This window comes from Sodalis sp. RH14, from assembly GCF_047324285.1.
Lineage (GTDB): Bacteria > Pseudomonadota > Gammaproteobacteria > Enterobacterales > Enterobacteriaceae > Acerihabitans.
The window spans coordinates 5,005,068-5,030,995 of the sequence record NZ_CP178739.1 but is presented as its reverse complement, the minus strand read 5'-3'; the positions used below and the strand labels follow the sequence as shown (position 1 = coordinate 5,030,995).

Sequence of the window (25,928 nt, the reverse complement as noted above, 5' to 3'; positions counted from 1 at the left end):
TATAATTCGGTGTTGGTCGGTGAAATTTCATCACCAACAAGAGTGCAGGCCTTTGTTTAACGCCGCAGCCCAATACGGCATCGCACAGGGCATTGCCCTGCCATTTATAGGCAATTAAGCCTCGGTGTCATTCATGTCTTTTTGGCCAGAGCCATATTCAGTGACCAAAGCTCTTTTCGTTCTTCGGTCGTCAATCCGTGCGTTCTATCGCGCGCTATCAGCTCTTCCTGACGTTGTTCCAGTATGGAGTCATAAAGGCTCGTCAGGGTATCGACAAACGTCGCTTCGATCATATCCTCTATGATCATGTGGTTCCAAATCGCCAGCGTTTCAAGCTGCGGGCTGGATTTATTATCCCGGTACAGCTCCAGCAGCTGCCCCGTGGTCAGGCCCGGCTGCGCCTGGCAGGTCTGGACTAATTCAATAAACAGCGGCACACCCGGTTGATTCGCCTGCTCCAATCCCTGTAAGGACGGGATAAGGGCCGACAGGCGCGGGTTTTGCACCAGCAATCCTATAAGTATACGCATGGTTGTGCGTTTTATCCGGGGTTGCGGCGAAATATTTGTATTGCCCGCCTGCTTCGGCAGCAGCTTTTCCAATTGGTTATCGTCCAAAATGCCCAATTTATTACCCAATTGCTGGCGCAGGTACATGCGCAGCGTTTCCCCGGGCACCTGGCTTATCAGCGGCAGCGCCAGGGTGCTGAGCTTGGCGCGGCCGTCCGGGCTGCTTAAATCCACCTGCGGCATCAGCGTCTCGAACAAAAAAACCGATAGCGGCTGCGCCTGTTCCATGCGCTGCTCAAAGGCTTCTTTGCCAATCTGGCGCACCAGGGTATCGGGATCTTCCCCGTCCGGCAGGAACATAAACCGCAGCTGGCGCCCGTCGTTCAAATAGGGCAGGGCCGTTTCCAGCGCGCGCCAGGCGGCTTCCCGGCCCGCGCGGTCGCCGTCGTAGCAGCAGATGACCTGATCCGTGGCGCGGTAGAGCAGCTGGATATGCTCGGCGGTGGTGGCGGTGCCGAGCGAGGCGACGGCATAATCAATGCCGAACTGCGCCAGGGCCACCACGTCCATATAGCCTTCCACCACCAGCAGGCGCGACAGCGCCGGGTGCTTCTGCTGCGCTTCATAAAGCCCGTACAGCTGGCGGCCTTTATGAAAAATCTCGGTTTCCGGCGAGTTCAGGTACTTCGGCTGGCCGTCGCCAAGGATGCGCCCGCCAAAGGCGATAACCCGCCCGCGCCGGTCGCGGATCGGGAACATGACGCGCTCGCGAAAGCGATCATAAACCCGTCCCTGATCGTTAGTCACCAGCATTCCGGCATCGTTCAATGCCGTGCGATCGTCCGCCGAGCGGCCAAAGCGTTTCAACACGTTGTCCCAGCCGGGCGGCGCGTAGCCGATGGCGAAATGGCTGATGATCTCCGCGCTCAGCCCCCGCTTGTCCAGGTACTGGTGCGCCGGCGCGGCGGCGGGCTGCTGCAGCGCCTGCAAATAGTAGTCGCTAAGCTTCTCCATCACCTGGTAGAGGCTCTGACGCTGGTGGCGTTCCTGCTGGTTGGGACCGGCGCCCGTCTCGGACGGCACTTCAAGGCCGTGCATGGTGGCGAGTTCCTCGATGGATTCGACAAACTCAAGCCGGTCGTAATTCATCAGGAAATCGATGGCATTGCCATGGGCGCCGCATCCGAAACAATGGTAAAACTGCTTCTCGCCATTGACGGTAAACGACGGGGTTTTTTCATGGTGAAACGGACAACAAGCGTGATAATTCTTGCCTTGTTTTTTCAGCTTCACCCGAGCGTCGATCAGGTCGATGATATCGGTGCGAGCCAACAAGTCGTTGATAAATACGCGTGGGATTCGTCCAGCCATAAGCCCTGATTGGTTAGCCTATAAACGAGAACAAGCCGCGCAATCCTTCCGGATCGCACGGCCTTCGTATGCAACTGCTAAGTCTGCGGATTAATCACGCGGTTGGGGTTTTCACCCCGAAAAATTAATACAGACGAGTGCGGCGTGCGTTTTCGCGAGCCAATTTTTTTGCATGACGTTTTACTGCGGATGCTTTGGCGCGTTTACGTTCGGTAGTCGGTTTTTCATAGAACTCACGACGACGAACTTCGGCCAGGACACCTGCTTTTTCGCATGAACGTTTGAAGCGACGCAGTGCTACGTCGAAGGGCTCGTTTTCACGTACTTTAATTACCGGCATGTAACTCTCACCTCGATAGAATTCGGATTTTGCTGCTGACCTTGTGTCAGCCGTTTCAAAATGGTGCGGAATTTTACTTCAACCAGGGCTGCTTTGTAAAGCGCCACGGCCAATGATCTTGCTGGCCGGCCGGCAAACAGCGTGGGTCTTTGCCGCGTCATTCATGATTTCTTGGACTTATTATAGCGCAAAACGGCCAAATTTGCTGCACATGATTGGCGTGCTCGATTAAAAAGCATGAAATTAAGTGGCCTGGCCTGTTGATCCGGGATCCTGAGCGGCCGATCCTGGATCTTCCCGCGGATCCCGCGATCCGCAAGGGGCATACTTGTATCATGGCCCGGGCAATAAAGACACCGAATTTACGCGCCGCGGCACCGCGCCGGCGGGTGCCCGCGGGCCGGAATATGGTAGACTATGCGCCGCACAACGTGGAGTTGATGAAAAATTATGCGAGTTTTAGGTATTGAGACGTCCTGCGACGAAACCGGCGTGGCGATTTACGACGAGCGGTCGGGGCTGCTGGCCAACCAGCTTTACAGTCAGGTCAAGCTGCATGCCGACTACGGCGGCGTGGTGCCCGAACTGGCCTCGCGCGATCATGTGCGCAAGACCGTGCCGCTAATCCAGGCCGCGCTGCGCGAGGCGGGGCTGGAGGGGCGGGATATCGACGGCGTGGCCTATACCGCCGGCCCGGGCCTCGTGGGCGCGCTGATGGTGGGCGCCACCGTGGGACGCGCCCTGGCCTATGCCTGGAAGGTGCCGGCCATCGCGGTGCATCATATGGAAGGCCATCTGCTGGCGCCGATGCTGGAAGATAACCCGCCGGCGTTTCCCTTCGCCGCGCTGCTGGTGTCGGGCGGGCATACCCAGCTGATCGCCGTGACCGGCATCGGCCGCTATGAACTGCTGGGCGAGTCGATAGACGACGCGGCCGGCGAGGCCTTTGATAAAACCGCCAAGCTGCTGGGACTGGATTATCCCGGCGGCCCGCTGCTGTCGAAAATGGCGCGCCAGGGTACGGCCGGGCGTTTTACCTTTCCGCGCCCGATGACCGACCGTCCGGGGCTGGATTTCAGTTTTTCCGGCCTGAAGACCTTTGCCGCCAATACCGTTCGCGCCAACGGGCAGGACGACCAGACGCGGGCGGACATTGCCCGGGCGTTCGAGGACGCGGTGGTGGATACGCTGGCGATTAAATGCCGCCGCGCGCTGGATCAGACCGGCCTGACGCGGCTGGTGATAGCGGGCGGCGTCAGCGCCAACCAAACCCTGCGCGCGCGTCTGGCGGAGATGATGCAAAAACGCGGCGGCAACGTGTTTTACGCCCGTCCGGAATTTTGCACCGATAACGGCGCGATGATCGCCTATGCGGGCATGGTGCGCCTGCAAAACGGCGCTCATGCGGATTTGGGCATTACCGTGCGGCCGCGCTGGCCCCTGGCCGAACTGACGCCGGTATAAGGGAGGGGGCGTTATCTGTCCCTATGGCTGTCCTGCGCGTCGTTTTGCGTGCCGGCCCGCAGATCGGCGTCCCTGTTATCCGGCGCGCCTTCCTGGCGGTCGATATCTTTGTCTTTTTGCCGCTTGCGCCAGATACGGCTTTCCTGCCCGCGCCACAGGCGCTGGATATTGTCGTGGTGGCGCAGCAGCACCAGGCATGACAGCATGGACACCGGGAAGGTAAACTGCGGTTTAAACCACCAGACGTAAAAGGGCGCGATCAGCGCGCTGATAATGGCGCCCAGCGACGAATAACCGCTGAGCAGTACCGTCAGCAGCCAGGTGCCGGCCATCAGGCCGGTCAGGTCCCAGCCGATGGGCGCGATGGCGCCGAACGCGGTGGCGACGCCTTTGCCGCCCTGGAAGTGGAAGAACACCGGGTAGATGTGTCCGATACAGGCGGCGATGGCAATCAGCCCCAGGTAGAAGGGCGGCACCCCCAGATGGTAGCCCAGCCAGACCGGCAGCATGCCCTTGAGTACGTCAAATACCATAACGCCCGCCGCCGCCGTCCTGCCGCCGATACGCAGCACGTTGGTGGCGCCAGGGTTACCTGAGCCGTGGGTGCGGGGATCGGGCAGACGGGCGAGTTTGCATATCAGTATCGCGCTGGACACCGAGCCGCAAAGATAGGCGAAGATTATCATGCCAATCGCAATAGCATTCATAACCAAGTTCCATCCCGTAATCATCGTTTTATTTGCCTGAGTGTGGATAATACGCATATTCCTTTCGAAGTGGTATCCAACATCCACAAAAAGCGGGTATGGCGCATGGACATTGTATTTATAGAACAGCTGACGGTGATGACGGTTATCGGCGTATATGACTGGGAGCAGACCCGGCTGCAAAAGCTGGTGTTTGATATCGAGATGGGGTGGGATAACGGGCCCGCGGCGCGCAGCGACGACGTGGCCGACTGCCTGAGCTACGCCGATGTCAGCGAAGCGGTGCTGTCGTTTGTCGCGGGCAATAGGTTTGCGCTGGTCGAGCGGGTGGCCGAAGACGTGGCCGGGCTGCTCCGCCAGCGTTTTAACCTGCCCTGGGTGCGCATTAAACTCAGCAAGCCGGGCGCGGTGCCGCAGGCGAAAAGCGTTGGCGTGATAATCGAGCGCGGTAACCGAAAAGTCTGAAAGTTTATGACTCTTAATCTAAAATTCATGCAGCGGAAACCTTTTTACCGTATGTTTGTCTCATTTTCCGGGTTGTTTTAGCGGCTGGGTTTGACGTCAAACCGCCGCTTTTTTGTTGTCGGTTGCTTGAGGGGAACGTTTTGTATGACAGGACTGCCTGATGTATTTATTGCTTTTATTCTTGGGGTGGTGGAAGGGTTAACCGAATTTTTGCCGGTCTCCTCGACGGGGCATATGATTCTGGTCGGCACATTGCTGGGTTTTACGGATGATAAGGCAAAAACCTTTGAAGTGATTATCCAGCTGGGGTCGATCCTGGCGGTGGTGGTGATGTTCTGGCGCCGGCTGTTCGGCCTGATCGGTATTCATTTCGGCCGGGTGCCGCACGAGGGCATCGGCACCGGGCGCCTGCGTCTGGGGCATATCCTGCTGGGCATGATACCGGCGGTGGTGATGGGCCTGGTGTTCCATGAACAAATCAAAGGGCTGTTCGAGGCGAAATACGTCATGTTCGCCCTGGTGGTCGGCGGCGTGCTGCTGCTGGCCGGCGAGTGGCTGAAGCCGAAGGTGCCACGCGCCGCAGGCATTGATGATATCACCTACCTGCAGGCTTTTTTGATCGGCTGTTTCCAGTGCCTGGCGCTGTGGCCGGGGTTTTCCCGGTCAGGCGCCACCATCAGCGGCGGCCTGCTGGTGGGTGTGAGCCGTTATGCGGCGTCGGAGTTTTCGTTTATCCTGGCGGTGCCGATGATGCTGGGGGCGACTGCCCTCGATCTCTATAAAAGCCTGCCTTTCCTTTCCTGGCATGATTTCCCGATGTTTGCCGTGGGGTTTGTCACCGCCTTTGTCGTGGCGCTGGTAGCCATCAAGCTGTTCCTGCAGATCATCAAGCGTATCTCGTTTGTGCCTTTCGCCATCTACCGCTTTATCCTGGCGGGACTGGTGTACTGGGTGCTGATGTAGCGCCGGGGACGCCGCTACGCTAACGTTTGCCAAAACAACGCCCCGCCGGTCTTGCGCCCGGCGGGGCGTTGTTTATCGTCAGGATAAGGCCGGCTGCGGGGAGGGCTAATCCTGCAGAGTCTCCGCGCGCGATTGTTCCTGGCGTTGCTTCCAGTCCGCCAGCGCTTGCAGCCGGCGCCGGCGGATCTCCTCGCCGATTTCCGCGCCGGTAAACCCCGCCTCGATCACCTCGCGATTAGTCACCGCCGCCGCCGCCCGATATGCCTCGCGCAGGCAGTCTCCCTGCGGATAAGGGTTATTTTCAAAACCGGTGCGCCCCCGGGCGTCGGACTCGCTGGTGATGATCATCTGCTCCAGGCGCTCCGGCTTGCGCCAGACGTCGATGGCGCTGAACAGCTTCATCAGGGTCCTGGGGGTGAGGCGATCTACGGTATGGATCAAATCATGGTATTCGGCGACGATTTTTGCCAGATCGCGAATGTGGTTGGGCACCCGCATGCGGGCGCACAGGGTCTCGACCAGCTTGACGCCGGCCGGGCCGTGGCCGTGATGATGAGGCCAGAGGTTACGCGGGGTCAGCCCCTTGCCCACATCATGGCACAGCGTGGCGAAACGCACGGCGACGTCGGGCGTAAGCTGCGCCGCCATCGAGAGCGTCATCAGCGTATGGATGCCGGTGTCGATTTCCGGATGCCATTTGGCGGGCGCCGGCACGCCGAACAGGCGATCAATTTCCGGAAACAGCGCCGCCAGGGCGCCGCAATCGCGCAGCGCCTGGAAATAGACCTGGGGGTTGCGGGTGGCGAGCGCTTTTTCGGTCTCGGTCCACACCCGTTCCGGCGAGATGGACGGCAGTTCGCCGTTCTCGGCCATTTGCCGCATCAGCGCCAGGGTTTCCGGGGCGATACGAAAATTAAGATGGGCAAAACGCGCCGCGAAACGCGCCACGCGCAGTACGCGCAGCGGATCTTCGCCGAACGCGTCCGAGACATGGCGCAACAGCCGCTGCTCGATATCGGCCACGCCGTGATAGGGATCAATCAGCCGGCCGTCTTCATCCTGGGCTATGGCATTGATGGTCAGATCCCGGCGCATCAGATCCTGCTCAAGCGTAACATCCGGCGCGGCATAGACGGTAAAGCCGGTATAGCCTGGTCCTGATTTGCGCTCGGTACGCGCCAGGGCATGCTCCTCGCGCGTGCGCGGGTGAAGGAATACCGGGAAATCCTTGCCCACCTGCTGATAGCCTTCCGCCAGCAGCTGCTCCGGGGTGGCGCCCACGATGACCCAATCTTTCTCATGCACCGGCAATTGCAATAATCCGTCGCGGACGGCGCCGCCGACCAGATATTTTTTCACTGTGAACTCCTGACAATGTCGGTTTTGCCATCATCTGTTAAGTGTAGTCGCATCCGCAACGCTGATTACCCTCTTCGTTATCATGCTTACCGCGCTTAGCGTAAACAGCAATACTGCGGCGACGTTAAACCGCCAGGACAACAGGCAAACCCGCGGGATCAGTTCATCCAGCGATTGTCTTTTTTACGGCGCGGAATCAGATGGGGCAGCACCAGGCCAAGCACCAGGCCGACGCCGGCCACGCCGCCGCCGTACAGGAACCACTGCATGATAATGGCGCGCTGTTTATCATCAAGCTGTACCGCCACGGCATCCACCTTTTTCCTGGCCACCACCAGCTGATCTTTCAGGCTTTGGTTTTCGTCGCGCAGGGTCTGGATATTGCCGTCGCTCTCGGTGACCTTCTTTTGCATTTCGGCGGTGCGTTGGTTCCAGCTGGCGTCGATGGTGCTGAGTTTTTGCGTCAGGTCCTGGACCTTTTGCTCCAGCGCCGGCACCTTGACCCGCAGGCTGGGCTGGTCGCTGAGCTGATCGAGCGGGATCCAGGCGGTGCGGCCCTTGGTATCCCTGATCTGGCCGTAGTTATTGCCTTCGCTGACGCTCAGCAGCGTGACTTCTTCTCCGGAATTCAGCGTGCCGACGATCCGGTACTGGTTGCCCGGCCCGCTGTGAATATAGGTGATGAGCTCATCGGAAACAAAGCGCGTCTCATCGGCATGAGTGCTGGCGGCGAAGCCTAGACTCAATAACGCGAAGCAAATATGGCGTAATTTGTACATAGTTCCGTCGTTTTCAGGCAAATGTGGGTCGATAGTAGTGGGTTCAGTTTGACGACGCAATGCTTAAACAGAAATGGGAACTATCTTACTATCAGGCTGCGCAAGGCCCCGGCCAGGGGAGGAAAGATGCAATAGCGTTATTTAAATGACCATGTCCGGTCTCTTGAACGGGTAATTTATCCGTTACGGCGCCGATTAACGTTGTAATGGATAAAAACGGCGGCATGTCGCGTTAAGCGCATTAATTTTTTGTTATAAATTGTCATTCAAATCATATCAGTGCTTGTCCATAAGCGGCATTAAGGCGATTATTACGTTCTTCAGCCCGACACCTGCGCGGCATCCCCGTGACAAACGGCGCCGGGCCGGGTGTCGTTCCGCAACTGCTCGTTGAGCAACCAGTGGTGTAACCGAAGCTATGAGTGAAGAAATAGAAATAAAATTTATCGTTCATCCCGATGCGGTGGCGTCCATGGCGGAGCGTGTATCCGCCTGCGGAGGCAGTCATACGGCAGCGCAGCGCCTGATTAACATCTATTTTGACACCGTCGGGCTTGACCTGCGCCGGCACGGCGTGGGTTTACGCGTACGCGGCAATAACGAACGTTACGAAATGACGGCCAAAACCGCCGGCACCATCGTCGGCGGCCTGCACCAGCACCCGGAATATAATATTCCACTGCCCGGCCCCGATATCGATATTACGCTGTTGCCCGCCGACATCTGGCCGCCGGACATGGATGTGGCGACGTTGCAGCAGCGCTTGCAACCCCTGTTTCGTACCGATTATCTGCGTGAAAAGTGGTTGATAACCTACGGTGACAGCGAGATAGAAGTGGCGTTTGATCAGGGCGAAGTGGTGGCGGGTGAGCTGAGCGAGGCCATTTGCGAACTGGAACTGGAAATCATGCACGGCAACGTCGCGGACCTACTGGCGCTGGCCGGCACGCTTTGCGCCGACGGCGGCCTGCGCCAGGGCAGCCTGAGCAAGGCCGCGCGCGGCTATCATCTGGCCGCGGGCAATGAGCCGCGTGAAATCCGCGCCCTGCCGTTGCTGCGTCCCGCGCCCAAGGCGACGGTAGAGCAGGGGTTGAGCGAGGCGCTGTCCCTGGCGCTGGCCCATTGGCAATACCATGAGGAACTGTGGCTGCAGGGCATTCCGCTGGCGCGGGAAAGCATCCTGTCCGCCATTATGCTGATCCGGGAAACCTTTGTGGTGATGGGCAATATGATCCCGCGCAAGGCCACCAACGAGCTGCGCGCCCGGTTGGCGGAGGTGACCGACCGGCTGCAACCGCCGGATAGCGATCCCCGGCGGTTGTGCTATGACGCCGCTTACCTGCAATGTAAGCTGGCATTGACCCGTTGGCTGATTCTCGCCGGCTGGCGGGACAGTCTCGATGATAAGGCGCGCCGGAAACTGGACGGCTCCTTTAAGCGTTTTGCCGATATCATGCTGTCGCGCTGCGCGGCCGAGTTAAAAGTGGCGTTCGGCCGCGTGATGTCCCACGAGGAATACCAGCAGCAGCTGCCGCGGCTGGAGCGGCGGATCATGGCTTTCCATCTGCTGTCGGGCGCCTATCCGGTCAAGAAGGTTTTATCTTATATTTTACACTGGCAGGCGCTGCAGCAGGCGATTATCCTGCCCGGCACCAACAATCTGGAGCATATGCGGCGCCAGGCGCTGACCCAGCCGGGTTTTTGGCGCAGCGTCAATAACCGCTAAGCCCCGCGGGGCCGCAGCGTTGCCCGTGACATCCCCAGGAGATCGATGATGAAATTGCCTCTTCCGCCCCTGCTGGATCGCCAGGCGCAGGCGATGGCCGCCCGGCTGATGCCCGCCCGCCCGGCGGACGGGGAGGCGGCCGCCGGGTCTGCTGTGGTGGACGAAAACACCGCCGTCGCGCTGGCGTTAAGTGATTTTATCAGCGAAGCGCTGATTGCCCGGCCGGACTGGCTGGAGGAATTGCACCGAGATCCGCCCCGCGCGGACGAGTGGCGCGGTTATGCCTCGTCGCTCCAGGCGCGGCTGGCGCAGGTGCAGGACGAGGCGGCGCTGATGCGTGAGCTGCGCCTGTTCCGCCGCCGCGCCCTGGTGCGTATTGCCTGGGCGCAGGCACTGGATGCCTGCGCGACCACCGATACCCTGATCCAGCTCAGCCAGCTTGCCGAAACGCTGATTATTGCGGCGCGCGACTGGCTATACCAGGTGTGCTGCCGTGAGTGGGGCACGCCGTCTAATGCGCACGGCGCCGCGCAGCCGCTGCTGGTGTTGGGTATGGGCAAGCTCGGCGGCGGCGAGCTGAATTTCTCTTCCGATATCGATTTGATTTTCGCCTATCCGGAAAACGGCCAGACCCGGGGCGGGCGGCGCGAGCTGGACAACGCGCTGTTTTTTACCCGCCTGGGGCAGCGGCTTATCAAAGTCCTCGATCAGCCGACCGCCGACGGATTTGTCTACCGGGTGGATATGCGCCTGCGGCCGTTTGGCGACAGCGGGCCGCTGGTGCTGAGTTTTGCCGCCCTGGAGGATTATTACCAGGAACAGGGGCGTGACTGGGAGCGGTACGCCATGGTCAAGGCCCGGCTGATGGGCGACGGTGACGACGCCTACTGCCAGGAACTGCGAAGCCTGCTGCGTCCTTTTGTGTTCCGGCGCTATATCGATTTCAGCGTGATCCAATCCCTGCGCAATATGAAAATCATGATTGCCCGCGAAGTGCGGCGCCGGGGACTAAAAGACAATATCAAGCTGGGCGCCGGCGGCATTCGGGAAATAGAATTCATTACCCAGGTATTCCAGCTGATCCGCGGCGGCCGGGAACCCCGTCTGCAGCAGCGCTCGCTGTTGCCTACCCTGAGCGCGGTCGGCGAGCTTGGCCTGCTGACTACCGGCCAGACCGAACAATTAAGCCAGGCCTATCTCTACCTGCGCCGGCTGGAAAACCTGCTGCAGGCCATCAACGATGAACAAACCCAGACCCTGCCGGCCGATGCGCTCAACCGCGCCCGCCTGGCCTACGGCATGGCGGTGGCCGACTGGCCGGCCCTTGAGGACGCGCTGTCCGGCCATATGCGGCGGGTGCGGTTAATCTTTGATATGCTTATCGGCGACGACGCGCCCGATCCGGCGGACCCGGTGGATTTCGACCGCTATGGCGCGCTGTGGTTTGACGACGCGCCGGAGCAGGATGCCGGACTTCTGGCGCCGCAGCTGGATGAGGCCGGGCGCGGGCGCCTTCTGGCCCGCTTGGTGGAATTACGGCGCGACATAGCGAAACGTACCATCGGCCCGCGCGGGCGCGAGGTGCTCGATCAACTGATGCCGCGGCTGCTGGCGCAAATCTGTCCGCAGCCGGCCGCCGACGATGTCTTCGGACGGCTGGCGCCGATGCTGCTGAGCATCGTGTCCCGCACCACTTACCTGGAACTGCTGGTGGAGTATCCGGGGGCGTTGACCCACCTGATCCGTCTGTGTGCCGCCTCGGCGATGATCGCCACCCAACTGGCCCGCCATCCGCTGTTGCTGGATGAACTGCTGGATCCGGCCACGCTCTACCATCCCCTGGCGCCTGAAGCTTACGGTGATGAACTGCGTCAGTATTTACTGCGGGTGCCGGAGGAGGACGAAGAGCAGCAGCTCGACGCCATGCGCCAGTTTAAGCAGGCGCAGCAACTGCGCATTGCCGCCAGCGATATTACCGGCGTGCTGCCGGTCATGCGGGTCAGCGATCACCTGACCTATCTGGCCGAGGCCATGATTGCCGCCGTGCTCCAGCAAGCCTGGAAGACCATGGTGGCGCGTTACGGCCGTCCCGCCCATCTGGGCGAGCAGGGCGGCCAGGGATTCGCGGTAATCGGCTATGGCAAGCTGGGCGGCTGGGAGCTGGGGTACGGCTCGGATCTGGATGTGGTGTTTTTACATGATTGTCCGGCGGAGGTGATGACCGACGGCGAGCGCAGTATTGACGGCCGCCAGTTCTACCTGCGCCTGGCGCAGCGGATCATGCATTTATTCAGCACCCGCACGCCCGCGGGCGTGCTGTATGAAGTCGACCCGCGCCTGCGTCCCTCCGGCGCGGCCGGTATGCTGGTCAGCACCCTGGACGCTTTTGCGGACTACCAGTTGCATGAGGCCTGGACCTGGGAGCACCAGGCGCTGGTCAGGGCGCGCCAGGTATATGGCGACGACGCGCTGCGGGCGCGTTTTACCGCCATCCGCCGCGAGGTGCTGTGCCGGGAGCGCGATCCGGCGGTCTTGCGCGTGGACGTCAGCGAGATGCGCGCCAAAATGCGCCGGCACCTGGCCGGTAAAAACGGCGAACAGTTTGATATCAAGGCCGACGAAGGCGGCATCACCGATATTGAATTTCTGGCGCAGTACCTGGTGCTGCGTTATGCCTGCGCCATCCCGGAACTGACGCGCTGGTCCGATAATGTGCGCATTTTCGCGCTGATGGCGCGCCACGGGATCATCAGCCCGGACGACGCCGCGCGATTAAGCGACGCCTATACCACCCTGCGCGACGAAATCCATCATCTGGCGCTGCAGGACCTGCCGGGGCGCGTGGATAGCCATCGGTTTCAAACCGAACGCGCGCTGATTACCGCCTACTGGAAAAAATGGCTCGACTGAGGGCAAGGGCGGGAAAATGCGTTCCACTATCGGGGGTGGGAGAGAATTGCCGCAGCCTATGCTAGAATCCCGCGCAATAAAATCGTTAAGTCTGGAGCGAGTGGATGAAAGTTACGTTGCCTGATTTTCGCCGGGCGGGCGTGCTGGTGGTGGGTGATGTCATGCTGGACCGTTACTGGTCCGGCCCAACAAGCCGTATCTCACCGGAAGCCCCGGTGCCGGTAGTCAAAGTCGATACCATCGAGGAGCGCCCCGGCGGCGCCGCCAACGTGGCGATGAATATCGCCGCGCTGGGCGCGGGTTCGCGCCTGGTCGGCCTTACCGGCGTCGACGATGCCGCCCGCGCCCTGGGCGAGCGGCTCAACGGCGTCAGCGTGACCTGTGATTTCGTGGCGGTGTCCACCCATCCCACCATTACCAAACTGCGGGTGCTGTCGCGTAACCAACAGCTGCTGCGCCTGGACTTTGAGCAAGGCTTTGACGGCGTGGACGCCGGACCGCTGCTGGAGCGCATCAAGACGGCGTTGCCCGCCGCCGGCGCGATGGTATTGTCGGATTACGCCAAAGGCGCGCTGGCACGCGTGCAGGATATGATCCAGCTGGCGCGCGCCGCCGGGGTGCCGGTACTGGTCGATCCCAAAGGCACCGATTTCGCCCGTTATCGCGGCGCCACCATGCTGACGCCGAACTTATCCGAGTTCGAGGCGGTGGCCGGCCGCAGCGCCGACGAAGCCGATCTGGTCGCCCGCGGCATGAAGATGATTGCCGATTACGGCCTGTCGGCATTGCTGATTACCCGTTCCGAACAGGGCATGACGCTGCTGCAACCCGGCAAGCCGCCGCTGAACCTGCCGACGCAGGCGCAGGAAGTCTATGACGTCACCGGCGCCGGCGATACGGTGATCGGCGTGCTGGCGGCGGCCCTGGCGGCCGGAAATCCGCTGGAAGAGTGCTGTTTCCTGGCCAATGCCGCCGCCGGCGTGGTGGTCGGCAAGCTGGGCACGTCCACCGTCAGTCCCATCGAGCTGGAAAACGCCATTCACGGGCGTGGCGACGCCGGTTTCGGCGTCATGACCGAGGCCGAGCTTGAGCAGGCGGTGGCGCAGGCGCGCCAGCGCGGCGAAAAGGTGGTCATGACCAACGGCATCTTCGATATCCTGCACGCCGGGCATGTGACCTATTTGGCCAACGCCCGGCGGCTGGGCGACCGGCTGATCGTGGCGGTAAACAGCGATGACTCGACCCGGCGCCTGAAGGGCGAGTCCCGGCCGGTCAATCCGCTGGCGCAGCGCATGGTAGTCCTGGGCGCGCTGGGCGCCGTGGATTGGGTGGTGGCCTTTGACGAGGATACCCCGCAGCGGCTGATCGCCAAGATATTGCCCGATGTGCTGGTGAAGGGGGGCGATTACCGGCCCGAACAGATTGCCGGCAGTAAGGAAGTGTGGGCCAACGGCGGCGACGTCAGGGTGCTCAACTTTGAAGACGGCTGCTCCACCACCAATATCATCAACGCCATCAAAACCGGCAAACGCGGTTAAAGGCAAGGGCGCCGCGACGGCGCCGTTGCCCCCCGCTTTTCCCGGCGGATAACGTGTCCGCGGCCGCCCGATATTTTGCGGCGGCCTACGGCTTCTTGCCTGCGTCCTTAATGTCTGCGGCGATGCTTCCAGCCTGCGTTTCGGCCGGCGGTTCATCGCTTGCCGGCGCGGCGGCCGGGGCCGATACGGCGGCGCCCGGGGTTACAGGTGATGTGGCGCCGGCCACCGTCGGGGCGCCGCCGCTGTTCGGCATGGTTTCCAGCGCATTGATGCGCAGTTCCAGCTGGTTCAGCTTTTCCCGGGTGCGCAGCAATACCTGGGTCTGCACGTCAAATTCCTCGCGGCTGATTAAATCCATCCGGCTGAACTGGCTTTGCAATACCTGGCGGATTTTTTTATCCACGTCATCGCCCAGATCGCGGATGCCTTTTGGCAGGGACTCATGGATTTGACGGGCAAGCTGTTCGATTTTTTTGGTGTCTATCATCTGTAGTTCCCTAACGCGTTAGTTTTGGTTAAGTGTAATGCCAGATCAGCCGAGAAGAAACTAAAAGAGCCGCCAGAAATTATTCGTTTGCTAATTGCTCCGATAATCCAATGGCGTTATAGTAATTCCGCTTATTCTCAGGGCGGGGCGAAACTCCCCACCGGCGGTAAACCCGTGCGCTAATTGCTATTGACGATTATTGCACAGGAAGCCCGCGAGCGCTCAGATTGCCGTAGGATTTGAGGTCAGCAGACCCGGTGTAATTCCGGGGCCGACGGTTATAGTCCGGATGGGAGAGAGTAACGGCCAACAATGAGCTGCCAGCTCATTCTCGTTATCTTTTAGCCTGTTAAGGCTACTCCTAAGTCTGCCCTGGTTCTGGTAATCCATATACTTTATGAGGTTTTTTTTACCATGAATCAGACGCTTCTTTCCGAGTTCGGTACGCCGACAGAACGCGTGGAAAACGCACTTAACGCATTGCGCCATGGTCGCGGTGTGCTGGTGCTGGACAATGAAGATCGTGAAAACGAAGGCGACATGATTTTTGCCGCCGAAAGCATGACGGTTGAACAGATGGCCCTGGCCATCCGCCACGGCAGCGGCATTGTTTGCCTGTGCCTGACCGAGGAGCGCCGCCGGCAGCTGGATCTGCCGATGATGGTGGAACACAACTCCAGCCACTACCAGACGGCGTTTACCGTCACCATCGAAGCCGCGGAAGGCGTCACCACCGGCGTTTCCGCCGCCGACCGCCTGACCACCATCCGCGCCGCCATCAAAGACAACGCCAAGCCCAGCGATCTCAATCGTCCCGGCCACGTGTTCCCGCTGCGCGCCCAGCCGGGCGGCGTGCTCACCCGCGGCGGCCATACCGAGGCCAGCATCGACCTGACCACCCTGGCCGGCCTCAAGCCGATGGGCGTGCTGTGCGAAGTCACCAATGAGGACGGCAGCATGGCCCATGCTCCGGAAATCATCGCGTTCGGCAAAAAGTATGATATGCCGGTGGTCACCATCGAAGATCTGGTGGACTACCGCCGCTCGTTGGCACGTCAGGCCAGCTGACGCGCGGCTGCCGTCGCCCGCGGCCGCAGCTTTCGCCGGGCCGGGATAATAGCCCGGCGCCGTGCGGGCATGCAGAAGGGACCAGGCGGCGCAGGCCCCGAGGGTAGCAGGTTCGCCGCGCGCATTCTGCCCTGAAACGTCCGTATGTACTGGCGATGCCGCTGTGCCGGGAAGCCCCGGCCGCCGGGGGCGCCCGGTTGCTTTCCCGGTTCTGTCAGGGCCGCTTGCGCGCCAGCAGCGTGGCAAAACGCAGCTTAATGCGGTTGCCTTCGGCGTCGGTTTTATGCAGTTCTCCCCTATCCTCGTTATATTTTATTATTTCCCAATCGCGATAATACCCGGACAGTTCCCCGGCGCTGAAAGTAAACGGAAACGGCAGCGGGCAGGGACAATCCTCGGTGGACATGGCGGCGACAATAAGATTCAGCCCGCCGTCGTTGGTGCTTTGCTGCATATTGCGGATAACGCGCTCGATCCGGTCGGCCTGTAAAAACATCAGCACCACGGTCGAGAGAATAAAGTCGTACCGGCCGTTTATCAGCTGTTCGTTGATATCATAAACGCCGGCTGAGATATGATCGCGTTGCTCGATCGCGATAAGGGTATTCAGGGCATCGATGCTTTGCTGGCTTTTATCATACGCCGTGACATCAAACCCCAGCAGGTTCAGATACAGCGCATTACGGCCCGCGCCGCAGCCCAGATCCAGCGCTTTGCCCGGCGCCGCGTATGCGGCGGCGTTAATCACCTCGGAATGCGTGCGCGTCATGCCGTGCTTAAGATGATAATAATCCTCCGGCCGGCAGTAAAAGGCCAGTTGGCAACGCATATCCGCCGAGCTGGCGACAATACGGTGCCAGCGCTGCGGCTCCACCAGGGGCGGCGGGTTGTCGCGCGTAAACGCGTGGGATTCCAGCACCTCATCGTTTTCGCTTAAAAACGCAAAGGACAGCGTGCCCTGCAGTACAGTGAGTTTCGCCCATACGCCCTCCTGGGTATTGTGCCGCTGGCGGAAGGCCTCCGGCAGCGTCTGGCTATCCCATTCGGGCAGGGTTTTATAACACATCAAATCTTGCATATCGTTCTCCGCCGTTGGGGGCAACGGCCATCGTCAATTTATCAACATAATGCCGGGGATGGCGGGTCAATACCGACCGGGCGGCTACCGCCGGGCCGCCGGCCGTGAGGACGCGTTCAGCATGGCGCCAACTGGCGCAGCAGTAAAAACGCCTCCTTCATCCGCGCTTCTCCCGCGACAAAGGCGCACAGCCGCCGTTGTTCATCCCAACCCTGCGCCAGTATACCCTGGGTGTCAAAGTTGATCTGCCAGTGTAAATCCGTGCGCTGCGTTTGGCCCGCCAGGTGCAGCGGCATATCGGGCGTTTTCACCTTTACCAGCATCGGCGGCAGTAACAGGCTGTCGTTACCGCCCAACAGATTTTTAGCCAACACCGCGGCGCTGAGCTGTATCGGTTGTAAAAAAGGCATCAGCGCGCCGTTGATTTCCGCGCAATCGCCCAGCGCATAGATGGCGGGATCCGAGGTGCGCAATCTGTCGTTAACCCGGATACCCCTGCCGGTATCCAGACCGGCCGATAAGGCCAGCGCGGTGTCGGGCTTTAGCCCGATGGCGGCAATGGCGGCATCCACTTCCAGCAGACGGCCGCGCGGCAGGGCGGCGGCGATGCCGGTCGCGGTCGGGCAAAGGCTCAGCAGCCGGGTGTTAAGGATCAGCTCCACCCCCTGCCGGACCAGGCGATGCTGGAGACGCGCGCTGACTTCAGCCGGCATCAGGGACGCCAGGATGCTGGCCGCCTGATCGAGGAGGATCACCTGTTTGCCCGCCCGGGTCAGGTCCATGGCAAGTTCAGTGCCGATAAGGCCGGCGCCCAATAACAGGACCCGCCGCGCCTGCCGCAGCTGGTCTTCTATCCGGCGGTACTGTTGCTGGCTATTGAGCGTCAGCATCAGTTCCCGGCCTTCAATCGCCGGGATAACGGCCTGCGCGCCGGTGGCCAGGATCAACTGACGGTAGCCATATTCGCCGTCGCTGCAATAGACCCGCCGCGCCGCGGCATCGATACGCTGCGCCCGTGAATGACGGTGCAGCGTCAGCCGGAACTGTTCGGCAAAGTCCCCGGCGGTCATCCGGGTCAGGTCGTCCGCGCGTTGCCGCTGGCTGAACACATGGCTTAGCTCCGGCTTGTGGTATTCATCGCAGCTGTCGTCGGCGATAAGCCGGATCGGCACGCCGTCATCGAGCTTGCGCAGGTTCTTGATCAACTGCCGGGCGGCAAAGCCGGAGCCGATAATAACAATGCCTTCGTTCATCTCATCGCCTTATTTCAACGCGTCAAAGACGTCTTTGCCAAGACCGCATTCCGGGCATAAAAAGGTCTCCGGCACCTGCGGCCAACCGGTACCGGGCGCCACTTCCTGCATCGGTTCGCCCAGGGCGGGGTCGTAAATCCATTGGCACACGCTGCATTGCATCCTGACGGTGTCCGCGGCGGCGGGGGCGGGGGCAACCGCGACCTGCTCATCCAAAGGATGCAGCGCCCACTGGCGGGCAATTTCCCTGCCGTGCTCGCGGCAGAGGTCCAACGCCGCGCCGTCCGGTCGCCATTTAGTCTTCAGGGGCAGGGAGGTTTCGAACCCGGCGTCCATCAGCCGCGTCTGCACCCGGTCCACCGCGCCGCCGTTCCAGCCGTAGCTGCCGAAGGCCGAGGCCTTTTTATCGCGAAAGCGCAGTCCCGCCAGTTCTTCGAGCAGCGCCGCTACCTTGGGCATCATGACGTTATTCATCGTGGAGGAGCCGGCCAACACCCCTTTGGAGCGGAAAACCTGGGTCAGGATTTCGTTTTTATCATGGCGGGCGACGTTAAAGATTTTTACCGCCACGCCGGGATCGGTTTCAGTAATCCCCTGGGCAATGGCATCCGCCATCATGCGGGTGTTGTTCGACATGGTGTCGTAAAACAAGGTAATACGGTCCTCCTGGTAGCTGTCGGCCCACTGCAGATATTTAGCGACGATCTGCGTCGGATTGTCGCGCCACACCACGCCATGGGACGTGGCGATCATCGACAGGGGCAGGTTAAAGCCCAGGATTTCATTGATCTTGGCGGTGACCAGCCGGCTGAACGGCGTCAGGATATTGGCGTAGTAACGCTGGCATTGCTCAAACAGTTCATTCTGGTCCACTTCGTCGTTAAACAGATGCTCGTCGCAATAATGCTGGCCGAAAGCGTCGTTGCTGAACAGCACCGCATCGCCGCTGAGATAGGTCATCATGCTGTCGGGCCAGTGCAGCATCGGCGTCTCGATAAAGATCAGCTGCTTGCCGTTGCCGATATCCAGGCTGTCGCCGGTTTTAACCGTGCGAAAGTTCCATTCCGGGTGATGGTGGTGGCCGTTAATGGAGTCAATGGCGTTGGTGGTGCAATAAATCGGCGTATGCGGGATACGCGCCATCAGCGCGGTGAGGGCCCCCGCGTGATCCTCCTCGGCGTGGTTGATGATAATATAATCTATGGTGGCGAGATCGATTTCCGCCTCGAGGTTTTGCAGGAAATCACGGCTGAACTTATAGTCCACGGTATCAATCAATACCGTTTTTTCTTCACGGATCAGATAGCTGTTATAGCTGCTGCCTTTAAGGGTTTTATACTCGGTGCCGTGGAAATCGCGTACTTCCCAATCCCGTTGTCCCACCCAATGAATAGTGTTTTTGACCTGTACCGTCATGATAAAACCTCATGGTAAATTGCCACTGAAAACCGCTGGATGGCATCAGTGCTGCATAACCCATGCCAATAATTAATTCATTGAAATTAAAGAATTTAAATTATTTATTTGTCAAAATGACGAAATTGGAAATATGTTTTTTTGACACAGCTATTGTCACAATGAGATAGTCGGCGCTCCGGGCCGCATCCGCCCTGCGCGGCGTAATGACGCTGTGGCTTGTCGCCGCTTTTTACCTTTCAGGTGCTTATCCTTATGGCGTTATCCATGCAAACCCTGAGCCGGATTGCCATTGAGCTGCAATCGGGCATCTCCGGCAGGGACCGTTTCCAGCAGTTGATCAACAGCCTGCGCCGGTTGCTCGCGTGCGACGCCTGCGCGCTGCTCAGCTATGAACAGCAGCTGTTCCGGCCGCTGGCGATCGCCGGTCTGTCGCCCGACGTGCTGGGGCGCCGTTTCCGGCTGTCCGAGCATCCCCGTCTGGAGGCCATCGCCCGCGCCGGCGATGTGGTGCGTTTTCCGGCGGACAGCCTGTTGCCCGATCCTTACGACGGGCTGATCCCGGGCCATGAGCAATTGAAGGTGCATGCCTGTATCGGCCTGCCGCTGTTTACCCACCAGAACCTGGTCGGCGCCCTGACTATTGACGATATGGATGCGCATCAGCTCGATCATTTCAGCGATGAGGAACTGCGTCTGGTGGGGGCGCTGTTCTCGGTCGCGCTCAGCAACGCGCTGCTGGTGGAGCAATTGGAAAAACAGGCCATTGCGCCGATAAGCGCCGTCGGCCGGCCGCAAACCGAGGGCGCCGACGAAATGATCGGCTTGTCCGGGGTCATGGCGCAGCTGAAAAAGGAAATCGGCATCGTGGCCAATTCGGATCTGAACGTGCTGATCACCGGCGAAACCGGCGTCGGCAAGGAGCTGGTGGCGCGCGCTATACATCTGCAATCGCCACGGGCGGCCAATCCGCTGGTGTACCTTAACTGCGCGGCCCTGCCGGAATCGGTGGCGGAAAGCGAATTGTTCGGCCATGTCAAAGGCGCCTTTACCGGCGCCATTCATCATCGTATCGGTAAATTTGAACTGGCGGATAACGGCACGTTGTTCCTGGATGAAATCGGCGAGCTGTCGCTGACATTGCAGGCAAAACTGCTGCGGGTATTGCAGTACGGCGATTTACAGCGCGTCGGCGACGATCAAAGCCTGCGGGTCAATGTGCGCGTCCTGGCCGCCACCAATCGCGTGCTGAAGGAGGCGGTGCTGGCCGGGCAGTTTCGCGCCGATCTGTTTCACCGCTTAAGCGTGTTTCCCGTCCATGTGCCGCCGCTGCGCGAGCGCGGGCGGGATATTGCCCTGCTGGCCGGTTTTTTTTGCGAACGCAGCCGCATCCGGCTGGGACTGCAGCGCGTGGCGCTGGCGCCGGCCACCCTGGCGCTGCTGGCGGAAAACGGCTGGCCGGGCAATGTGCGCGAGCTGGAGCATGCCATTTATCGCGCCACGGTGCTGGCGCGTGCGGGGCAGGGCAACGCCGAGGTGGTATTGCGGCCGGAGAATTTTGCCCTGGATGGGGCCTCGCCCCCATTAACGCACGTCGCGCCGCCGCATGACCCTATCGCTTCCGCTACCCTGCGCGACGGCACCGACGATTACCAGCGCCGCTTAATCCGCATGACGCTGGCCGGCTGCGGCGATAACTGGTCGGCCTGCGCGCGCAGGCTGGCGGTCAATCCCGGCAATTTGCACCGGCTGGCGAAGCGGCTGGGGATTAAGTGAAAAGCCGCCGCCCGGCTTTGCGCCGCGGCATCATCGTCCTTGGCGCGCGGGGACGAGCCACGCGGACGTTTAGGTTTATTCAAATATATTGAATAAGATGATCATGCTTATCCGGGTTTATTTTCCGGCCGCAAGGCGTAAGTTAATCAGCATAAGGCGCCAGGCGCGACAAGATGATACAGAAGGAATGACCCATGAGCGAACCCCGTATGCCCGCGCTGTTTCTCGGCCACGGCAGTCCGATGAACGTGCTGGAAGATAATCAATATACCCAAACCTGGCAACGCCTCGGCCGGACCTTGCCGCGTCCCCGCGCCATCCTGGCGATATCCGCCCATTGGTTTACCCGCGGCACCGCGGTGACCGCGATGGAAAACCCGCGCACCCTCCATGATTTCGGCGGTTTTCCCCAGGCGTTGTTTGATATCCGTTATCCGGCGCCGGGCTCGCCCGCCCTTGCCGCCACCATCCAGGAACTGCTGCTGCCGGTGGCCGTCAGCGCCGATCTGACCGAATGGGGTTTTGATCACGGTTCCTGGGGGGTGGTGAAAAAAATGTATCCGGACGCGGATATCCCCATGGTACAGCTCAGTATCGACGGTACCCAGCCGCCGGAATATCATTTCCAGCTGGGGCGAAAACTGGCGGCGCTGCGCGACCAGGGCGTGATGATGGTCGCCAGCGGCAACGTGGTGCATAACCTGCGCATGATCCAATGGCACGGCGAGGCGCCGCCCTATCCCTGGGCGTTATCCTTTAACCAGTTTGTGCGCGACAATATCGGCTGGCGCGGCCAGGGCGTCCATCCGCTGGTGGATTTTATGGCTCATGACGGCGCGGCGCTGTCCAACCCATCGCCCGATCATTACCTGCCGCTGCTTTATATACTGGGCGCCTGGGATGGCGAAGAGGCGATTTCCATACCGGTGGACGGCATTGAGATGGCGTCGTTAAGCATGCTGTCGGTGCAGGTGGGTTAAACGCTGTTACGCAGCGGCGCTGCCGCTGCGTATGCTTTGGGGCGCTCAGTCGAGGATAATATGCGGGTAAAAGCGCGACAGATCCTGGGTGATCAGTTCTTTATCTTCCCGGATGCCGATGCCGCAAGGCCTGTCGTTCACCAGCCAGCTGCCGATAACGGTATAGCTGTCGCCGAAGCGCGGCAACGGGCAAAACTGCTGCACGATGGTGCCTTCTTCGCCATAAGGCCCGTCCACGCGGGCGGTTTCCTTGCCGTTTTCGACGATGCGGATATTGGCGCCTTCGCGGGAAAACAGCGGCTTCACCACATAGTGATCCATCGGCGGCGGGTTGTCTTCGGCAAAATAGGCCGGCAGCAGGTTGGGATGCCCCGGGAACATTTCCCATAACATCGGCAGCAGCGCCTTGTTGGAGATAATGCTTTTCCAGGCCGGTTCCAGCCAGCGCACCCCCGCGTCCTCAAGCTTGGTGGAGAAAATCTCCCGCAGCATGAATTCCCACGGATAGAACTTAAACATATTGCCGATCACCCGGTTTTCGGTATCGGTAAACTGGCCTCTTTCGCCCAGGCCGATTTCCTCGATAAACAGAAAATCATTGGGTAATTCCGCCTCCAGCGCGCAGTCCTGCAGGTACTGCACCGTGCCGCGATCCTCGGTGGTATCCTGGCAGCAGGCAAAATGCAGCAAGCTGAAACCATGCTGCTCCTTGAGCTCCCGGAAGCGTTCGATCAGCTTTTCCTGCAGGCTGTTATATTGGTCGGCCCCGGCCGGCAGCTGGCCGGACTTGATCTGATCCTCAAGCCAAATCCACTGGAAAAAAGCGGCTTCATACAGGGACGAGGGGGTATCGGCGTTATTTTCCAGCAGTTTTGGCGGCTGCCGGCCGTCATAGACTAAATCCAGACGGGAGTAGAGCGAGGGCTGTTGGGTATGCCAGGCGTTGCGCACAAATTGCCAGGTATGCTTGGGGATGCGGAATTTGGCCAGCAGCGCGTCGCTGTCCACCACTTTCGCCACGACTTTCAGGCACATCTGATGCAGCTCGGCGGTCACATCCTCCAGCGTTTCTATCTGCGCCAGCGTAAATTGGTAATACGCATCCTCGCACCAGTAGGGCTCGCCGTACATGGTATGGAACTCAAAACCATATTCGGCGGCTTTTTCGCGCCAGTCCGGGCGTTCGTTCAGGGTAACTCGTTTCATGTCCCGCTTAGCCGCCAATGCTCATGCTGCGACGTGGCGCGGTGCTGCTGCTGCGCTGCATGGTGGCGTTCTGTTTCGCCACCGTTTCGCCGAAGCCGCCGCGCGTGACGGTATTGGTGGTCGGCGTCTTGGGCGCCATGGCGGTTTTCGGCACATTCATGCTGCGCCCGGTAGTGGCGGGGCCGTAGTTACGGCCGGTGGCGTCGACAAACTTGCCGTTCGCCGGGCTGTTGGGCGCGCGCGACGTGAACAGCGGCTGCTGCGCATAACCGCCGCCGCCCATCATGCGGCCCATCATATAGCCGGCCATCAGGGGCATCCAGAAACTGCCGCTTTGCTGCGATTCGGCGGCCACGCCGGCCTGGGCGGGGGCCTGGGTACATTGCCCTTCGCCGAATTCGGCGACGCAGTCTTCGCGCGAGGCGTATTTGGGCGCGGTTTTCACCGCCTCTTTCTGCGCGTTGTTAAACGCGGTGGTGCACTGCTCGCTCATGGACGGATTGGCGCGGGTACAGTCATCGCTGTTTTGATACAGCGACACGTTCTCGTCGCTTTTCTCGCAGCCGGCCAGCATAAACACCGCGCCGACCGCCAGCGCGACCGGCGCCATGCGGCAGGCACGCCATTGCTTGCGGAAACTGGCGTGGTTAATGTCTTTTGTCCGTTTCATTATTTTCCTGCTTTATTAACGATTTAACATTCCCGGAGATACGCTCTAAGAATAGGGTAAAAATGCCTAAATAAGAAGCATCGGCGGCGACTGCGGAAACATCTTTACATAGTTATACATAAAGGTGGGATCGCGGCGGAAAGGCGGGATGTCGCCGGAGGGGCCAGGCGGGCGGGCTGCCCGCCTGGAAAACGCTTAATGCCTGAAGGGATTGCGGCCGGTGGCGGAGCTGGAATTAACCGGCGCGGTGGCGCTGACCGTCGCGGCCTGGGGGCGTGTCGCCTGCTCCTGGCTTTGGTTGGCGCGCGGCGCGTTGGCAGTCTGGCTCGGGCTGACGCCTTCGGCCTTGGCGACCTGGGACGGATTTTCCGGCGCCACCTGTTCGGGACTGGTGGCAATCTGCTGGCCGAGGGAAGCGTTAAGCGCCTGGATATCGCCTTCATTCAGGGTGCCGAGGGCCTGTTTCAGGTTCAGCTGGTTGATGACATAGGTATAACGCGCATCCGACAGCTGCCGCTTGGCGTTATAGAGCGTGGTGGTGGCGTCCAGCACGTCGACGATGGTGCGGGTGCCCACTTCATAACCGGCTTCGGACGCGTCCAGGGAGCTTTGCGCCGAAATGACCGCCTGTTCATAAGCGTCGATGGAGCTGACGGAGGCGGAAATATTATTAAAGGAAGAACGTACGGTCTGCACCGCGCTGCGATGCGCGCTTTCCAACTGTTCGCTGGCGCTGACGAAACTGTACTGCGCCTGTTTTACCTGCGAGGTCACCGAACCGCCGGAGTAAATCGGCACGTTCAGGCTCAGGCCGATAGAGTTCTGGCCGATACGCCGGTTTGCGTAAGTCGGATCATTATTTGTCCTGGATCCGTTATAATCGGTATTGGTCACCGACGACTCGGCATTCAGGCTCAGGGTCGGGTAATGGCCGGTTTCGTAATAACGGATATTCTCGCGCGCCACATCCTGCGACAGGCGGGCGCTTAACAGGTTCAGGTTACGTGTTTCCGCCTGTTTCAGCAGGCCGGCGATGGGCTGGGGACGTTCAGCCTTGAAGCGCTGCACGTTAAGCGAGGCCAACTGCGGATAAAAGTTGCCGCTTATCTGGCGCAGGCTTTCCAGCGCGTTGTCCAGCGTGTTGCGGGCGGTGACCTCGTCGGCCAGCACCTGGTCATACTGGGCGCGGGCGTTCTGCACATCGGTAATGGCCACCAGGCCGACGTTAAAACGCTGGGTGGTTTGATCCAGTTCGCGGTAAATCGACTGTTTCTGCGCCTCGGTATAAGACAGCGCGTCAATGGCGCTTAATACGTTAAAATAGGCGGTGGCGGTATTCAGGATTAAGGTCTGCTGGGCGGCCTGGTAAGAGACGTCCTGGACGCCGGCGGTTTTTTCCTGAATGGTCAGCGCGCGCCATTTCGACATATCGAAGATGGTCTGGGTCAGCTGCAGCGACCCGCTGGCAACGCCGGAATTGATGTCTTTGCTATCACGGGCGCCTTGACTATACGTATAATCCGCCCCCAGCCCGAGCTGTGGCAACAACGGACTGCGCGCTTCGTTGATTTTTTCAAATGCCGCGTCGCGATCGGCCGCGGATTGCCGCAGATCCGGGTTGGACAACCGCGCCTGCTGATATACCTGTAGCAGATTTTCTGCCTGACTTAACGCACTGAAGCCGCCGAGGCCGAGTCCGATAAGAAGGGGGAGCAGTTTCTTCATTTGCATTCCTTTTGATACAGCAAAATTGCTATGGTAGCGCTGGCGATAATGAGCCATGAAATAGTGCACGATTCTACCAGAGTCCGCCAGAAGTAGGTGGTGGCTTAATGTGCCATCTTGAATCTGTGGGATAAAATT

21 protein-coding genes and 1 riboswitch are annotated in these 25,928 nt (G+C 60.1%); of the genes, 9 read left to right on the top strand and 12 right to left on the bottom strand.

Going from position 1 to position 25,928, the window contains the following annotated elements; all coding sequences use genetic code 11:
- Positions 1-131: 131 nt before the first annotated feature.
- Positions 132-1,880 carry a DNA primase gene (dnaG, locus tag ACL2XQ_RS22860; RefSeq protein WP_410013413.1) on the bottom strand — a complete coding sequence of 583 codons (1,749 nt, stop codon included), beginning with the start codon at positions 1,878-1,880 and terminating at the stop codon, positions 132-134.
- Positions 1,881-2,004: 124 nt separating this feature from the next.
- Positions 2,005-2,220, bottom strand: coding sequence for a 30S ribosomal protein S21 (gene rpsU, locus ACL2XQ_RS22855; RefSeq protein ID WP_001144069.1), 216 nt, complete (start codon positions 2,218-2,220; stop codon positions 2,005-2,007).
- A 450-nt stretch (positions 2,221-2,670) separates the two neighbouring features.
- Here rpsU and tsaD point away from each other — a divergent pair, with 450 nt between their 5' ends.
- Positions 2,671-3,684: a tRNA (adenosine(37)-N6)-threonylcarbamoyltransferase complex transferase subunit TsaD gene (gene tsaD / locus ACL2XQ_RS22850; RefSeq protein ID WP_413721508.1), complete on the top strand. Its 1,014-nt coding sequence runs from the start codon at positions 2,671-2,673 to the stop codon at positions 3,682-3,684.
- 11 nt (positions 3,685-3,695) lie between these two features.
- Here the strand turns inward: tsaD and plsY are convergent, their stop codons facing one another.
- Positions 3,696-4,391 carry a glycerol-3-phosphate 1-O-acyltransferase PlsY gene (gene plsY, locus ACL2XQ_RS22845; protein WP_413721507.1) on the bottom strand — a complete coding sequence of 232 codons (696 nt, stop codon included), beginning with the start codon at positions 4,389-4,391 and terminating at the stop codon, positions 3,696-3,698.
- A 105-nt stretch (positions 4,392-4,496) separates the two neighbouring features.
- Between plsY and folB the strand changes: the two genes are divergently transcribed.
- Positions 4,497-4,856, top strand: a complete 360-nt coding sequence (folB, locus tag ACL2XQ_RS22840; protein ID WP_413721506.1) for a bifunctional dihydroneopterin aldolase/7,8-dihydroneopterin epimerase — start codon at positions 4,497-4,499, stop codon at positions 4,854-4,856.
- A 144-nt stretch (positions 4,857-5,000) separates the two neighbouring features.
- Positions 5,001-5,819 (top strand): undecaprenyl-diphosphate phosphatase, encoded by an 819-nt coding sequence (bacA, locus tag ACL2XQ_RS22835; protein WP_410013417.1) that lies wholly within the window; start codon positions 5,001-5,003, stop codon positions 5,817-5,819.
- Between the two features lie 105 nt (positions 5,820-5,924).
- Here the strand turns inward: bacA and ACL2XQ_RS22830 are convergent, their stop codons facing one another.
- Positions 5,925-7,178, bottom strand: coding sequence for a multifunctional CCA addition/repair protein (locus ACL2XQ_RS22830; protein ID WP_413721505.1), 1,254 nt, complete (start codon positions 7,176-7,178; stop codon positions 5,925-5,927).
- A 158-nt stretch (positions 7,179-7,336) separates the two neighbouring features.
- Positions 7,337-7,957 (bottom strand): TIGR04211 family SH3 domain-containing protein, encoded by a 621-nt coding sequence (locus ACL2XQ_RS22825; RefSeq protein ID WP_410013419.1) that lies wholly within the window; start codon positions 7,955-7,957, stop codon positions 7,337-7,339.
- Positions 7,958-8,375: 418 nt separating this feature from the next.
- Between ACL2XQ_RS22825 and ACL2XQ_RS22820 the strand changes: the two genes are divergently transcribed.
- From ACL2XQ_RS22820 to hldE, 3 genes are all read left to right on the top strand, one after another.
- Entirely contained in the window at positions 8,376-9,683 is a 1,308-nt protein-coding gene (locus tag ACL2XQ_RS22820) for an inorganic triphosphatase (RefSeq protein WP_413721504.1), read from the top strand.
- A 45-nt stretch (positions 9,684-9,728) separates the two neighbouring features.
- On the top strand, positions 9,729-12,593 hold the full coding sequence (glnE, locus tag ACL2XQ_RS22815; protein ID WP_413739749.1) for a bifunctional [glutamate--ammonia ligase]-adenylyl-L-tyrosine phosphorylase/[glutamate--ammonia-ligase] adenylyltransferase: 2,865 nt from the start codon (positions 9,729-9,731) through the stop codon (positions 12,591-12,593).
- A gap of 104 nt (positions 12,594-12,697) precedes the next feature.
- Positions 12,698-14,131 (top strand): bifunctional D-glycero-beta-D-manno-heptose-7-phosphate kinase/D-glycero-beta-D-manno-heptose 1-phosphate adenylyltransferase HldE, encoded by a 1,434-nt coding sequence (gene hldE, locus ACL2XQ_RS22810; protein ID WP_410013422.1) that lies wholly within the window; start codon positions 12,698-12,700, stop codon positions 14,129-14,131.
- 85 nt (positions 14,132-14,216) lie between these two features.
- Here hldE and ubiK read toward each other — a convergent pair whose 3' ends face one another.
- A complete protein-coding gene (ubiK, locus tag ACL2XQ_RS22805; protein ID WP_413721502.1) occupies positions 14,217-14,618 on the bottom strand; it encodes a ubiquinone biosynthesis accessory factor UbiK in 402 nt (133 codons plus the stop codon).
- A 129-nt stretch (positions 14,619-14,747) separates the two neighbouring features.
- A riboswitch (FMN riboswitch) is annotated at positions 14,748-14,923 on the top strand.
- Between the two features lie 109 nt (positions 14,924-15,032).
- Here ubiK and ribB point away from each other — a divergent pair.
- Positions 15,033-15,686 (top strand): 3,4-dihydroxy-2-butanone-4-phosphate synthase, encoded by a 654-nt coding sequence (gene ribB, locus ACL2XQ_RS22800; protein WP_410013424.1) that lies wholly within the window; start codon positions 15,033-15,035, stop codon positions 15,684-15,686.
- A gap of 214 nt (positions 15,687-15,900) precedes the next feature.
- Here the strand turns inward: ribB and tehB are convergent, their stop codons facing one another.
- The 3 genes from tehB to norV form a co-directional block, all read right to left on the bottom strand.
- A complete protein-coding gene (tehB, locus tag ACL2XQ_RS22795) occupies positions 15,901-16,764 on the bottom strand; it encodes an SAM-dependent methyltransferase TehB (protein WP_410013425.1) in 864 nt (287 codons plus the stop codon).
- Between the two features lie 116 nt (positions 16,765-16,880).
- Positions 16,881-18,017: an NADH:flavorubredoxin reductase NorW gene (norW, locus tag ACL2XQ_RS22790; protein ID WP_413727633.1), complete on the bottom strand. Its 1,137-nt coding sequence runs from the start codon at positions 18,015-18,017 to the stop codon at positions 16,881-16,883.
- Positions 18,018-18,026: 9 nt separating this feature from the next.
- A complete protein-coding gene (norV, locus tag ACL2XQ_RS22785; RefSeq protein WP_413721499.1) occupies positions 18,027-19,433 on the bottom strand; it encodes an anaerobic nitric oxide reductase flavorubredoxin in 1,407 nt (468 codons plus the stop codon).
- A gap of 255 nt (positions 19,434-19,688) precedes the next feature.
- Here norV and norR point away from each other — a divergent pair, with 255 nt between their 5' ends.
- Both norR and ygiD read left to right on the top strand, forming a co-directional pair.
- Positions 19,689-21,209 (top strand): nitric oxide reductase transcriptional regulator NorR, encoded by a 1,521-nt coding sequence (gene norR, locus ACL2XQ_RS22780; RefSeq protein WP_413721498.1) that lies wholly within the window; start codon positions 19,689-19,691, stop codon positions 21,207-21,209.
- Positions 21,210-21,403: 194 nt separating this feature from the next.
- The gene (gene ygiD / locus ACL2XQ_RS22775) at positions 21,404-22,189 is read left to right on the top strand and encodes a 4,5-DOPA dioxygenase extradiol (RefSeq protein ID WP_410013429.1); all 786 of its coding nucleotides are present in this window, start codon (positions 21,404-21,406) and stop codon (positions 22,187-22,189) included.
- Positions 22,190-22,234: 45 nt separating this feature from the next.
- On the opposite strand, the gene ACL2XQ_RS22770 is transcribed toward ygiD, so the two are convergent.
- The 3 genes from ACL2XQ_RS22770 to tolC all read right to left on the bottom strand — a co-directional run bounded on the left by ACL2XQ_RS22770 (position 22,235) and on the right by tolC (position 25,790).
- A complete protein-coding gene (locus tag ACL2XQ_RS22770) occupies positions 22,235-23,395 on the bottom strand; it encodes a glutathionylspermidine synthase family protein (RefSeq protein WP_410013430.1) in 1,161 nt (386 codons plus the stop codon).
- 7 nt (positions 23,396-23,402) lie between these two features.
- Positions 23,403-24,065, bottom strand: coding sequence for a DUF1190 family protein (locus tag ACL2XQ_RS22765; RefSeq protein ID WP_413739748.1), 663 nt, complete (start codon positions 24,063-24,065; stop codon positions 23,403-23,405).
- A gap of 195 nt (positions 24,066-24,260) precedes the next feature.
- Positions 24,261-25,790, bottom strand: a complete 1,530-nt coding sequence (gene tolC, locus ACL2XQ_RS22760) for an outer membrane channel protein TolC (protein WP_413739747.1) — start codon at positions 25,788-25,790, stop codon at positions 24,261-24,263.
- Between the last annotated feature and the right edge of the window lie 138 nt (positions 25,791-25,928).

What these genes read in the sequence shown, in the direction of transcription:
- dnaG (WP_410013413.1), bottom strand. Translation starts at nt 1,880, where the DNA reads ATGGCTGGACGAATCCCACGCGTATTTATCAACGACTTGTTGGCTCGC.
- rpsU (WP_001144069.1), bottom strand. Translation starts at nt 2,220, where the DNA reads ATGCCGGTAATTAAAGTACGTGAAAACGAGCCCTTCGACGTAGCACTG.
- tsaD (WP_413721508.1), top strand. Translation starts at nt 2,671, where the DNA reads ATGCGAGTTTTAGGTATTGAGACGTCCTGCGACGAAACCGGCGTGGCG.
- plsY (WP_413721507.1), bottom strand. Translation starts at nt 4,391, where the DNA reads ATGAATGCTATTGCGATTGGCATGATAATCTTCGCCTATCTTTGCGGC.
- folB (WP_413721506.1), top strand. Translation starts at nt 4,497, where the DNA reads ATGGACATTGTATTTATAGAACAGCTGACGGTGATGACGGTTATCGGC.
- bacA (WP_410013417.1), top strand. Translation starts at nt 5,001, where the DNA reads ATGACAGGACTGCCTGATGTATTTATTGCTTTTATTCTTGGGGTGGTG.
- ACL2XQ_RS22825 (WP_410013419.1), bottom strand. Translation starts at nt 7,957, where the DNA reads ATGTACAAATTACGCCATATTTGCTTCGCGTTATTGAGTCTAGGCTTC.
- ACL2XQ_RS22820 (WP_413721504.1), top strand. Translation starts at nt 8,376, where the DNA reads ATGAGTGAAGAAATAGAAATAAAATTTATCGTTCATCCCGATGCGGTG.
- glnE (WP_413739749.1), top strand. Translation starts at nt 9,729, where the DNA reads ATGATGAAATTGCCTCTTCCGCCCCTGCTGGATCGCCAGGCGCAGGCG.
- hldE (WP_410013422.1), top strand. Translation starts at nt 12,698, where the DNA reads ATGAAAGTTACGTTGCCTGATTTTCGCCGGGCGGGCGTGCTGGTGGTG.
- ubiK (WP_413721502.1), bottom strand. Translation starts at nt 14,618, where the DNA reads ATGATAGACACCAAAAAAATCGAACAGCTTGCCCGTCAAATCCATGAG.
- ribB (WP_410013424.1), top strand. Translation starts at nt 15,033, where the DNA reads ATGAATCAGACGCTTCTTTCCGAGTTCGGTACGCCGACAGAACGCGTG.
- tehB (WP_410013425.1), bottom strand. Translation starts at nt 16,764, where the DNA reads ATGCAAGATTTGATGTGTTATAAAACCCTGCCCGAATGGGATAGCCAG.
- norW (WP_413727633.1), bottom strand. Translation starts at nt 18,017, where the DNA reads ATGAACGAAGGCATTGTTATTATCGGCTCCGGCTTTGCCGCCCGGCAG.
- norV (WP_413721499.1), bottom strand. Translation starts at nt 19,433, where the DNA reads ATGACGGTACAGGTCAAAAACACTATTCATTGGGTGGGACAACGGGAT.
- norR (WP_413721498.1), top strand. Translation starts at nt 19,689, where the DNA reads ATGGCGTTATCCATGCAAACCCTGAGCCGGATTGCCATTGAGCTGCAA.
- ygiD (WP_410013429.1), top strand. Translation starts at nt 21,404, where the DNA reads ATGAGCGAACCCCGTATGCCCGCGCTGTTTCTCGGCCACGGCAGTCCG.
- ACL2XQ_RS22770 (WP_410013430.1), bottom strand. Translation starts at nt 23,395, where the DNA reads ATGAAACGAGTTACCCTGAACGAACGCCCGGACTGGCGCGAAAAAGCC.
- ACL2XQ_RS22765 (WP_413739748.1), bottom strand. Translation starts at nt 24,065, where the DNA reads ATGAAACGGACAAAAGACATTAACCACGCCAGTTTCCGCAAGCAATGG.
- tolC (WP_413739747.1), bottom strand. Translation starts at nt 25,790, where the DNA reads ATGAAGAAACTGCTCCCCCTTCTTATCGGACTCGGCCTCGGCGGCTTC.